Source organism: Tepidisphaeraceae bacterium (assembly GCA_035998445.1).
Lineage (GTDB): Bacteria > Planctomycetota > Phycisphaerae > Tepidisphaerales > Tepidisphaeraceae > DASYHQ01.
The window spans coordinates 159,894-171,799 of record DASYHQ010000008.1 but is presented as its reverse complement, the minus strand read 5'-3'; the positions used below and the strand labels follow the sequence as shown (position 1 = coordinate 171,799).

At 64.2% G+C, this 11,906-nt stretch carries 9 protein-coding genes; 4 read left to right on the top strand and 5 right to left on the bottom strand.

What is annotated here, in order from left to right; all coding sequences use genetic code 11:
* Nucleotides 1-52: 52 nt before the first annotated feature.
* A complete protein-coding gene (locus tag VGN72_02395; protein HEV7298186.1) occupies nt 53-865 on the bottom strand; it encodes a TIGR02206 family membrane protein in 813 nt (270 codons plus the stop codon).
* A gap of 127 nt (nt 866-992) precedes the next feature.
* Complete coding sequence (locus tag VGN72_02390) at nt 993-1,535, bottom strand: cob(I)yrinic acid a,c-diamide adenosyltransferase (protein ID HEV7298185.1); 543 nt, start codon at nt 1,533-1,535, stop codon at nt 993-995.
* A gap of 230 nt (nt 1,536-1,765) precedes the next feature.
* Between VGN72_02390 and VGN72_02385 the strand changes: the two genes are divergently transcribed.
* The 3 genes from VGN72_02385 to VGN72_02375 all read left to right on the top strand — a co-directional run bounded on the left by VGN72_02385 (nt 1,766) and on the right by VGN72_02375 (nt 4,637).
* Nucleotides 1,766-2,566 carry a response regulator gene (locus VGN72_02385; protein ID HEV7298184.1) on the top strand — a complete coding sequence of 267 codons (801 nt, stop codon included), beginning with the start codon at nt 1,766-1,768 and terminating at the stop codon, nt 2,564-2,566.
* A gap of 254 nt (nt 2,567-2,820) precedes the next feature.
* On the top strand, nt 2,821-4,278 hold the full coding sequence (locus VGN72_02380; GenBank protein HEV7298183.1) for an ATP-binding protein: 1,458 nt from the start codon (nt 2,821-2,823) through the stop codon (nt 4,276-4,278).
* Between the two features lie 158 nt (nt 4,279-4,436).
* Nucleotides 4,437-4,637 carry a hypothetical protein gene (locus tag VGN72_02375; GenBank protein ID HEV7298182.1) on the top strand — a complete coding sequence of 67 codons (201 nt, stop codon included), beginning with the start codon at nt 4,437-4,439 and terminating at the stop codon, nt 4,635-4,637.
* A gap of 98 nt (nt 4,638-4,735) precedes the next feature.
* Here VGN72_02375 and VGN72_02370 read toward each other — a convergent pair whose 3' ends face one another.
* Together VGN72_02370 and VGN72_02365 are read right to left on the bottom strand one after the other, a co-directional pair.
* Nucleotides 4,736-5,527: a 6-carboxytetrahydropterin synthase gene (locus tag VGN72_02370; GenBank protein HEV7298181.1), complete on the bottom strand. Its 792-nt coding sequence runs from the start codon at nt 5,525-5,527 to the stop codon at nt 4,736-4,738.
* 192 nt (nt 5,528-5,719) lie between these two features.
* Nucleotides 5,720-7,474 carry a hypothetical protein gene (locus tag VGN72_02365; GenBank protein ID HEV7298180.1) on the bottom strand — a complete coding sequence of 585 codons (1,755 nt, stop codon included), beginning with the start codon at nt 7,472-7,474 and terminating at the stop codon, nt 5,720-5,722.
* A 267-nt stretch (nt 7,475-7,741) separates the two neighbouring features.
* Between VGN72_02365 and VGN72_02360 the strand changes: the two genes are divergently transcribed.
* Nucleotides 7,742-10,270 (top strand): DNA gyrase subunit B, encoded by a 2,529-nt coding sequence (locus VGN72_02360; protein ID HEV7298179.1) that lies wholly within the window; start codon nt 7,742-7,744, stop codon nt 10,268-10,270.
* 575 nt (nt 10,271-10,845) lie between these two features.
* Here the strand turns inward: VGN72_02360 and VGN72_02355 are convergent.
* Nucleotides 10,846-11,721 (bottom strand): M48 family metalloprotease, encoded by an 876-nt coding sequence (locus VGN72_02355; protein ID HEV7298178.1) that lies wholly within the window; start codon nt 11,719-11,721, stop codon nt 10,846-10,848.
* Between the last annotated feature and the right edge of the window lie 185 nt (nt 11,722-11,906).

Here is an 11,906-nt window from a genome sequence, read left to right as displayed (position 1 = left end):
CGTGCGAACCTCGGATGTAAACCTTGGAATCGCCTATCGCTGCTGGATGCGTTCAGGAAAGGCGATCAGCGCCAGCCCCGTGGCCACGCCAGGCGGGACCGGGCGCTGTGACGACGTAGGGTAGCGGCGAGCGCGCGCGTGAGGGTCGGCCGGTCGTCGCGGTGACCGGTTCGGGGGCGGTCTGCCACGGTTGGGCACGTCGTACCTTCGTCAGCAGGTGCAGGCCGCACATAATGCTCGCCGCGACCAGCAGCAGGGAGGGAATGCGGTACGGCCACGGCCCAAACGCCTCGAAAATGGGCCGCGCGCTGGTCGAGACATCTCCGAGATAGCCGTAGTTGACGCCCAGCCCTGCATCCAGGGGCACAACGATGATCGCGTAGATCGGGATCGACGTGACAGCGACGCGCAGGTCGGCCGCGGTGGTGCGGAAACCGCGTGCCGTCAGGTCGTAGATCGCCGCCAGCACGATCGCGCCGTGGCCACCGAAATACACCCAATAGTCTGGCCGCCACGGTCCCTTCGTCACCACCGGCCATACGAACGCCAGCGCCGACAATCCCAAGCCCACGAACAACGACAGCGACCTCGCCCACCGCCAGTTGGTCAGTAACGACAACGCCGCAAATATCCCGGCGAAGTCGCAAATGTGAAGCGGCAACGAATCCGACCAGCTTAATCGTGACGGCAGCAGATCGCTGGCGACCACGCCTAGCCATGCAATCAGGCAGAGCATCCCCAGGCAAAAGTCCACCCGCCGCTTCGCCGCGGCGTCGGGGCGTTGGGCTCGTATCTGAATGGCACAGACCGATGCCGCCAGCAACATCACGATGGCCAGCAGGTGATAAAGATCGCCAGGTTGCATTCTGAAGGACCGATAACAAACGTGGCTGCACCCCTGGTAACGGGATTGCGCCACTAGTTAGGTCCATCGGCAGAAAATGCGCGTGACTGAGGCGACGGGTGAGAGGAAATTGAGCGTTAGAACAGGATCACGGGCGCCAGGGCACGTCGGCGATGCCGGCCGATTGGTTCGCCAGCCGGGCCTGCACGAACAGCCAATCGCTCAAACGGTTCATGTAGGTGACGATCAATCCCGGCACGGGGCGGTCCAGCGCGAAGTCGACCAACAGCCGCTCGGCCCGGCGGCAGATCGTGCGGGCCAGGTGCAGCCGGGCTGCCGTCTCACCACCACCGGGCAGGATGAAGTTGCGCAGCGGTGGCAGGGCGGCGTCGGCGGCGTCGATCTGCATCTCCAGCCTCGCGATGATCGCGTCGTCCAGCGCTGGCAGGTGGCTCGACTTGGCGCCCACCTCCGGCATCGCCAAATGCGATCCGATGACGAACAGGTCGTTCTGGATCGCCGCCATGTGACCGTGTTGCTCACCGGTGGCGGTCACCATTGCCATGCCGATGGCGGCGTTCAGTTCATCGACCGTGCCGTAGCACTCGATGCGCGGGTCGCACTTGCGCACGCGGTCGCCACCGATCAGGCCCGTCGTTCCGTCGTCCCCGGTTTTCGTGTAGATCTTCATCTGTTGCAAATGATTGATCGCGAATCTCGGCAGATCAAGGGTACAATCCGCACATTCCGCAACGCCGGTGGTGGCGCGTAAGCCTCGTCTTCAGAGTGCGCTAAGCCCTTGTTAAGTTGTTGACGATGCGCGGCCCGCGACGACGCTGTGCGGGCATGACACGGATGACCAGTTCGACCGTCAGCCCATCCTACTCGTTCCGGCCCAGGTTTTCCGGGAGCTTATCCACGATGCGCAGCGCCGATTCCCGTCCATCCGAACCGTCCCGCGCCAACGCCCATGCCCCAGCGGCCGTTGGATCGGCTCATGCCTCGCGCGGCAGTGGCAAGAAGACCGTTCTGGTCGTGGACGACGAGAAGGACATCCTCGAACTCATCACCTACAACCTGCAGCGCAACGGGTACGACGTGCTCTCCAGCGGCAACGGTCTGCAGGCCGTCGAGATCGCGCAGCGCGAGCTGCCCGACATGCTGCTGCTGGACCTGATGCTGCCCGGCCTGGACGGCACCGAGGTCACGCGCCGCCTGAAGAGCGACCCGCGCACGGCCGGCATCCCGATCATCATGCTGACCGCCAAGGCGGAAGAGACCGACGTGGTCGTCGGCCTCACGCTGGGCGCAGACGATTACGTGACCAAGCCCGCCAGCCCGAAGATTCTCCTGGCCCGCATGAGCGCCGTCTTCCGCCGGACGGAGACCGCCAATCAACCGATCGCCGAGGGGGCCATCCTGAAGGCCGGGCCGCTGACGATCGACACGAGCAAGCACGACGTGACGGTGAACGGCGAGAGCATCAAACTGACGCTGACCGAGTTCAAGCTCATCAGCGCCCTGGTGACCGCTCGCGGGCGCGTGCTGACGCGCGACCAGCTGATGGACAAGGCCATGGGTACCGACGTGTTCGTCACCGATCGCGCGATCGACGTGCACATCACCGCCATCCGCAAGAAGCTCGGTGTCGCCAGCTGGATGGTTCACACCGTCCGCGGTGTTGGTTACCGGTTGCAGGAGTCGCCGGACGCGGAGGAGTAAGGGGCGGCAAAACCCCTGCGTTGATCAGTGACGTGTCATCCCGATGGGAGGCTTGCCGACCTGACCCATCTCCCATGGCCGCGAACCGTACGTGTTCGAGATCCCTCAGGTCGCCTGAGGCTCCCATCGGAATGACAACTTGGTCGTTTGGGCGCCGTATCTGATCGGCGAGGCTGCACCTAGCCTTCTACCGGGGGCCAGGAAATGTGGCGCAACCACGCATTTCACTATCACTTCGCTAGGATGTGGTCTCCATGAACGCGCGATCGTCGGTGTTTCGACAACTCCTGTTCTTCGTCATCGTCTCGCTCGTGTGCGGCGGCGCGTTGCGTGCCGTGGCGGCGTACGAACGGCGGCAGGGGTTTACCGAGAGCGCGTATTGGCTGACGGCCATCATCGTCGGCCTCGTTGTCACCGGGATCTGGTTCGCGTGGCGGCACATCCGCTGGACGCGGCCCGTCGACGAACTGAACCGCGCGATGGATCAGCTGACCGAGGGCGACTGGAAGCTGCGCGCCGCGCCGCAGGGCGCGCCCGAACTACAGCAGATGGCCGGGCGGTTGAACGACCTGGCGCGGCAGGTGCGAACGCAGTTGAGCGGCCTGCGCATGCAGCGGGCCGACCTGCAGACGCTCGTCGACACGCTGCCCGATTCCATCATCACCACCGACGCCACCGGCCGCATCGTGCTCATCAACCAGCCGGCATCGCAGCTGCTGAGCGTGGCGGTCGACATGGCGCGCGGCATGCAGTTGGTGGCGGTGGTTCACGACAACGCGATCGTCGAGCTCTTCGACGCCGCGATCCAGAACGCCCACGACCCCTTGCCCGCCAGTGAGGAACTGACGGCCGCGCTGGCGGTGTCGCGGTCAGTTCAGCGGACGATGCAGCTCATGCGCTCCGGCCAGCGGTTGACCTTCCAGGCCTTCGCCACACGCACGGCCGGTGGGGGCGTGCTGCTGGTGTTGCGCGACATCACGCAGCTCAGCGCAACCGTGCAGATGAAGACCGACTTCGTCGCCAACGCCAGCCACGAGCTGCGCACGCCCCTGGCCGCCATCAAGATGGCGTTCGAGACGCTGCGCGAGGTGTACGACGACGACGCCAAGCAGACGATGCGCTGCATCAACATCATCGAGGGGCACCTGAACCGGCTCGAGGAGATGCTGCGCGATCTGCTCGATCTGTCGCGCGTGGAAAGCCCCGACCTCAAGCCGCAGTTGCAGCGCGTGAAGACGGTCGACGTGTTCACGCTGCTGCGTTCCGGGCTGGGCGCGTTCGCGCGGGAAAAGCTGGTCGAGCTGAAGCTGGCCGACTCGCCCGACACGCCGGCAGCGTTCGAGACCGACGAGCGCCTGTTGAACCTGGTGCTGAAGAACCTGGTCGAGAACAGCATCAAGTTCACGCCGCCCGGCGGCAGCGTGACGCTCGAGTTTCGCCAGAGCGGTGACGAGACGCGCATCTCGGTGATCGACACCGGCATTGGCATTCCCCCCGAACATGTGGAGCGCGTTTTCGAGCGCTTCTACCAGGTCGACCCCGCCCGCAGCGGCAGCGCCGGTCGCGGCACCGGGCTGGGCCTGGCGATCGTAAAGCACGCCGTCGCCGGGCTCGGTGGGGCGCTGAGCCTTCGGTCGAAGGTCGGGGTCGGCACGACCGTCACGGTGGCGCTGCACAACTCCGCGCCGGCGGACATGCCGATGAAGAAGTAGGCCTACTGGCCAACTCAAAAACGTTCACACGTGCCTGAACGTGCATCAGCTTCAGATGTAAACTTTGTGGTTCTGTTAGCCATTCGCAACCACAGCGTAATCGTTAATTGCTAAATTTGTGTGCCGTGGTAGGAATGCGCGGGTATAATGGATGCATCATGGATCAACAACACCCTCAAGAGTGGGAGGGCGACGATCTTCAACTCGAGCGGTTACGGCGAGAGGTGAAAGCGCTTCGGGCGCTATCCGACAAGCTGCTCGCCCGCAGCGAAACGATCAATCGGCGGTGTCCGTTCTTGACTGATAACACGCGGTTCGGCGACCGCCTGATCGAGCCCGTGGCTAGCCCCAAGCGATAGCCGTTCGACGTTATCGCCCGCTTGTTCCGGCAGTGCCATCGATCAACAGGGGTGGGGCGGCCGCGTGCCCGTCTTAATGCGTGGCCAAGGGGCGGTCGCTACTCGCTGTACTCGCACCACGTCTTGGGCGTTTCCCAAATGGTCACGGATACCAGTTTTACCGGCGTCGCGAAGTGCGGCTTCAGCAGGCCGTAGGCCGCCTTGGCGATGTTCTCGACACTGGGGATGGTCGACGCGAACTCCGGCACCTCGGCGTTGAGGTTCTTGTGGTCGAAGCGGTCAATCACGTGCTGCGCAACCGTTCGCTGCATCGCCGTCACGTCGACCACTTTGCCCGCTGCGTCCGGCTCGGCCGCCACGGTCACCTGCACCTCGTAGTTGTGCCCGTGGCCGAGCGGGTTGTTGCACTTGCCGAACGTGCGGCGATTGTCGTCGTCCGACAACGTCGGGTTGTGCAGGCGATGTGTCGCGGAAAACTCGAATCGCTGGCTGAGTCGGACCATGTGTAACTCCGGCGCCGCGGCGCAAAGCGAGAGGAAGGGGCTTAGCGACAACTCAATCGACGCCAGCCTGCTGCCCGGCCATGCGTCCGCCATCTTGGTAAACAACTCGGCCACCACACGCCCACCGCCGCCAAACGTGCCACGCGCAACATGGCGCTCGACGATGTCGATCCCGCGGTCGCGGACGACGGTGTCGATGTCCTTGATGTTGCGCAGGTATTGGCTCTTAGGGTCCGGCTCGCCGACCAGGGTGACGTCCAGCGCGAAGTGGTAACCGAGCCCGGTCAGCGCCGGGTACCCCGCGTGCGAGTTCGCGGGCGCGTGCGACCGCTGATCGTCGGGCGTCGCGTTGATCGCAAAGCGAACCTGTCGGGTGAGGCGCAGCACGTTTCGAAGTATAGGCACAAGCGGGCGGGGGCGTGAACGTTTAACCGTGGCATGGGCGTCTCGCCCATGCGTGCGGACTGCAATGGGAAATCCGATTTAGTGGATGCCGCGCTGACCAAACCGCTGAATCAAATCTTATCTTCTGGCCTCTCTGCGAGCATGGGCGAGACGCCCATGCCACGGTCGCAGCGATTACTGGGGATTCTGCGCTAAACCCCGTTCGAACCGCCGCAGTTGGCCCCACATGAATCGGTCGTTTGGGCGCAGTTCCAGCGCCCGGCGTTCCAGCCGCACCGCTTCGGCGGGGTTGCCGACGCGGAAGTGGGCCTCGGCGGCGGTGTCGAGGTAGGCGCCGTTGTCTTTGTCGGTCGCGATGGCCTTCGTCGCCAGTTCCACGCCTTCCTGCGGCCGCTCGCCGCTGCGGGCGCAGAACCAGGCGACGTTGTTCAGGTATTCGGGGTGCTCGGGGTCGAGGTCCAGAGCCGACTTGTAGACCGCGTACAGCCGGTCGAACAGGTCCTGTGCCTCGGCGTCACGCTTGTGCTTGCGCAGCACCGGCAGCAGGTCGCAGACGATGTCCATGTCGTCCAGCGGAAGGCGCATCAGCTCGTCCAGCTGCTGCTTCACCCCCGCGGCGTCGCCCGCCAGCCGCGCGGCGCGCAGGCGGTTGTAGGCGGCCTCCACGCGAAGCTGGTCGACGTCCACCCACTGTTGGCGGCCCGTGCGATCGGTGCGCACCATGCGCGACCCGGCCGGCAGCTCTTCGATGGCTTGATCGAGCAACTCGGCGGCGCGGGAATAGGCGAGACGGTCGATCGCGATCAGCGCCAGCCGCATCGCCGCGTCGATCGACTGACCATCGTACTCGTCGGCGTCGGGCGATCGTTCCAGCGCCCGCGTCAGCTCACGGCGGGCCCAGCGGTCGTGGCGGTGCGAGGACAGCAGCTGGCCCACCTCCAGACGGCGCGTCGGCGTCTGCTCGCCCACCTGCGATGCGATCAGCGCCACCCCCTCAGCCAGCAGGGGTCGACGGCTGCGCTGCAGCAAATGGGCGACGGCGTAGAGCGCGTGGGGGCCGGTTCGTTGCTGGCGGTTCAGCGAGCGCACATCACCGGCGATGCCGTCCAACGGTCCGACGGCTGCATGCAGGCCCAGCAGTTCGACGGCCGGTGACGGGCGACCCGGGATGTACGGCATGCCCAGGCTGATCTGCGTGCGCAGCAGGTGGGCCGCGTCGTCGTAGGTGGCGGCCATCATCGCGTGGTCCAGCAGCGAATCGAGCACCGACAGCACTTCCTCGTCCGCCGGCGCGCCGCGCTCGGCGGCGATGTCGACGGCGCGGCGCAGGATCGCGTTCGACCGTGTCGAATCGCGCCCCTGCCACGCGATGCCCACCGCCACCAGCAACGGCACATTGCGGCCGGTGGTGTCCAACTCGCGAATGCTGCGCTGCACGTCGGCGTTGAGCCGGTAGGGGGACGGCGGCGATATCAGCGCGTTGCTGGCGGCCCAGCGGTCCTCCTCGCTCGTGGCCTCAGCGAGGATGCGCATCAGCACCGTCGCCGCCGTCACGTCGCCCGGGCGGGCCAGGCGTTCGATGATGCTTTGCCGTTCCGAGGGCTCGGCCTTGCGGTACTGCTCGAGCCGCGCCCGCACCTGTGGCAGATCGCCCGGCCTGGCCAGCGACATGCCCGCCAAAATCGCCGCCGCCCGGGCGCGGGTTTCCGGGTCCAAGTCCTGCGTCGCCACCAGAAGTTGCTCGCGCGCCGGTGGGCCGATCTCCTGAAGTTGCTTTGTCGCCGTGGCGCGGACCATGGGGTCGCGGTTGGCGAGATTGTCAATCAGCCCCGCCACATCCGGCCGGGTGGTGGGCGCAGCGGCCATGCAGGCCAGCAACAGGACGGCGACAAATCGGGACTTACGACGCACGGCGGGCCATGGTGGCATGGTCAATGAAAGGTCGCAAGGGGAAAGGGATCAAGTGGTGAAACGACCCGATTTGCCGGCCATGGCAAACGCCGCAAAATTCACCTTCCAGAGCGGAAAATCAATCCTCCCCCAAACCGCCGCAACAATGGAAATCGGACCGCCAATCGCCATAATATAAGGGTCAGATAAAGCCCGCCGACGGGCCGAGGGGACGACCCGATTTTCGCGTGATTGTCTTGCGATTTGGGTGCCTGCTGACGAGCTTGCCAGGAGAAACGAAACCGCATGTCGCAACCCACGCCGAACCCCGCTACCGATGGAACTGTCGTCCCCTTGCCCACCGGTGGGGACGGGGTCTATTCCGAGTCCATGATCCGCGTGCTGAACGACGTCGAACACGTCCGCACCCGGCCCGGCATGTACATCGGTGGCTACAACGCACGCGGCCTGCACCACCTGGTCTACGAGATCGTCGACAACTCGATCGACGAGGCCCTGGCCGGCTTTGCGAAGAACGTCCACGTGAAGATCAACGCCGACGGTTCCTGCACCGTGCTCGACGATGGCCGTGGTGTGCCGGTGGGCATCCACCCGACCGAGAAAATTCCCACGGTTGAGGTCGTCTTCTCCACGCTTGGCGCCGGTGGCAAGTTCGACCATGGCGACGAGTCGGCCTACAAGACCAGCGGTGGCCTGCACGGCGTGGGCGCGTCGGTCGTCAACTTCGTCAGCGAATGGATGGAGATCGAGGTCAGCCGTGATGGTCAGGTCCATCACATGGAGTACGAGCGCGGCATCAAGAGCAAAGACCTCACCGTCATCGGCAAAACGCAGCGCACCGGCACGCAGGTGACCTTCAAGCCCGACCCCACGCTCTTCCCCGATGTCAACTTCATCCACGAAACGCTCGGCACGCGCTTGCGCGAGCTGGCGTTTTTGAACGCCGGCGTCGAGATCATTTACGAGGACGAGCGCGTCGGGAAGAAGGACGTCTACCGGTTCGAGAAGGGCCTCGTCGAATACGTCGCCTTCCTGAACGAGGGCAAGACGACCATGTCGAGCATCATCGGCTTCCACAAGGAAGACCCGGTCCAGAAGCTCGTCGTCGAAGTGGCCATGCAGTACAACGACGGCTACAGCGAGACGATCCTCACGTTCGCCAACAACATCAACAACCACGACGGTGGCACGCACGCCAGCGGCTTCAAGACCGCGCTTACCGGCACCATCAACCGCTACGCCGAGGCCAAGGGCTGGCTGAAGGAAAGCCGCCCCAGCGGTGACGACTTGCGCGAAGGTTTGGTGGCGGTGGTCAGCGTGAAGCTGCCCGAGCCGTCGTTTGAAAGCCAGACGAAGGACAAGCTGCTGAACGTGGAAGTGGAGTCGTTCGTCATGCAGGCCGTGAACGAACGGCTGGCGTCGTTCCTGGAAGAGAACCCCAAGGAAGCCAAGACGATCTTCGAAAAGGGCATGCTCGCTGCGGAAGCGCGCGAGGCCGCCCGTAAGGCGCGCGAGCTGACCCGCCGCAAGAGCAGCCTGGAGGGCAACAGTTTGCCCGGCAAGCTGGCCGACTGCCGCAGCAAGAGCAACGAGGAGACCGAGCTGTTCCTGGTCGAAGGTGATTCGGCCGGTGGCAGCGCCAAGCAAGGGCGCGACAGCAACGTGCAGGCCATTCTGGCCCTGCGCGGTAAGCTGCTGAACGTCGAGAAGGCCAACCTTGTGAAGATGCTGGGCCACGAGGAAATCCGCACGATCATCAGCGCTTTGGGCTGCGGCATTCGGGATGATTTCAACCTCGAGAAGCGCCGGTACGGCAAGATCATCATTATGACCGACGCCGACGTCGACGGCTCGCACATTCGCACGCTGCTGCTGACGTTCTTCTTCCGCCACATGCCCGAGCTCATCCGTGCGGGGCGCGTCTACGTGGCCCAGCCACCGCTGTACCAAGTCTCGCGTCGCAAGAAGGTCGAGTACGTGCTGAACGACCGCCGGATGCGCGAGATCTACACCTCGCTTGGGTTGGAAGGCACGAGCCTGATCATTCGCGACAGCGAGACCATGGTAGAGACGTCGCGCATCGAAGGGCCGCAGCTGGTGAAGGTGCTGGAACTGCTGGCGAAACTCGAGGAACTGGTGAAGGTCGTCCAGCGGCGCGGCATCGACTTCGCCGACTTCCTGTCGAAGCGCAACCCCGAGGGCAAGCTGCCGCTGTTCCGCGTGATCGCCGACGGCGAGGACCACTTCTTCCACACGATCGCCGATCGCGACGGCTTCCTGCAGGCCAACGACCTGCTTCCGAAGGCGGAGACGCTGCCGACCGACCTCACCATCCCGGCGCCAAAAACCAATGGTAAGGCCGTGCCGCAACGCCTGCAGAAGAACCAGGAACTGCATGAGGTGCGTGACCTGGAGAAGATCTTCATCGAGCTGGAAAAGCTGAACCTGCCGATCGACGACTACTTCTTAACCCAAGAAGAATCCGTCAGCGGCGAAAAGCTTGCGACCCGCTACGCGTTGCTGAACGACGACAAGTTCGCCGAGGTCGCCGGCGTGGGTCAGGTGTTGCCCGAAATCCACCGCATCGCCAAGCACGGCGTCGAGGTGAAGCGCTTCAAGGGGCTGGGCGAGATGAATGCCGACCAACTCTGGGAAACCACGCTCGACCCGTCGGTCCGTGTCCTCCTCCGCGTCACCCTCCACGAAGCCGCCGAGGCCGAACGCATGTTCAGCGTGCTGATGGGCGAAGACGTCGAACGCCGTCGGCAGTTCATCGAGGAGCATGCGCTGGAAGTGAAGAATCTGGACGTGTAAGGACGTGGGCGAAGCGTCGCTTCTTCTAGAACCTTCCCCCCTCTCCCTCCGGGAGAGGGCAGGGGTGAGGGGCGGGGTTACAGAAGTGGACTTTCTTCGCAAGCCCGCACTCAATGAAGAGGCTTTAGCTTTCGCCCGCTCAATGCGCCACGAGCAAGCCCCCGCGGAGGCAAAGCTCTGGTCCTGTCTGCGCAACCGCCGATTGAACGGGTTCAAGTTTCGCCGGCAGCATCCCCATCCACCGTTCATCGCGGACTTTTACTGTCATGGTTCAAAGCTGATCGTAGAAGTGGATGGGGCGTCGCACTACGAGCGCGAGGCGTACGACGCATCGCGAACTGCGTACTTGCAACGAAATGGGATGCGGGTGGTTCGATTTCTCAACGTCGATGTGAGGCTGCACCTGGTCGCGGTGTTGGAAGCGATCTTATCGGAGTGCGAACGTGGGAGCGAAGCGTGCGGTACCGAGAGCCGCTCGTAACGACGGCCCTCACCCCTGCCCTCTCCCGGAGGGAGAGGGAGTGGCTTGTTGCCAAAGGCGTATTGACTGCTGGATCAAACATTGGGACGAACGCTCACCGCAGCTTCCGCCCGCGGGTGAGGTTCATCTCAGCTAACTTCTCCTTGTTCTCATCCAGGAACTTCTGAATCGTCTTCAGCCGTTCTTCAGGATGCGGGTGCGACGCCATGAACGCCGGCTGGCGGCCGCCGCCACTGGCTTCCTGCAGAACCTTCATCACGCCAAGCATGCCTTCGGGGTGGTAGCCGGCTTGCACCATGTACTTCAGGCCGAGCTCGTCGCTCTGGCGTTCGTCGTCGCGGCCATACTTTAGTTGGAGCATTTGGTTGGCCATCATGCTGGCCATGGCGACGCGGTTATCCTCGCTGCCCACACCAACCGCCACCGCCAACGTCCGGCCGAGTTCGCCCTTGGCCATCTGTTGGGCGCTGTGCTCGGCAACGACGTGACCGATCTCGTGACCGATCACACCGGCGACCTGAGATTCGTCTTCCAATCGGTCATAGAGGCCGCGCGTGATGCTAACCTGCCCGCCGGGCAATGCGAAGGCGTTGATCGTGTTGGGGTCGTTGATCAGGAAGAAGTTGAAGTTGTCGGCGAACGGTGTCTTCGAAGCGCCGCTCTCTCGCACCAGCTTGGCGCCCACCTCGTCCACGAGCGCGGCAGCGGGGTCGCGCGCGGGGTCGATCTCGCCACCCATCTGGGGCACCATCTCCTGCACCGCCTGCAGGCCGAGCGCCTTCTGCTGGTCCTCGTTCATCGCCCTGCGGTACGACTCGCCGGTTTCAGGATTGGTGATCTTCTCCTTGCCGAAGTAGCTCACGAGCGCGACGATCGCGATGACCACGCCGATCATCAACCGCCCGCGCCCACCGCCACCTCCGCGAGGCCGACGACCGAAACCACCGAGGCCACCCATGCCGAATCGCATCGTCCGCTCCTTGTAGATCGGCAACCGTTGTAGCACGGGCGAGCTTGGGCGTTAACGCGAGAAGTGGTGGGGCACGATGATCGGGATGACGGGCGTCTGTTCGTGGCGCGATATAGCCCCGGGCTTGCCCGGGGAATTCGTTCTCGCAAGAAGAACCCGGGCAAGCCCGGGGCTATATGAGGAGG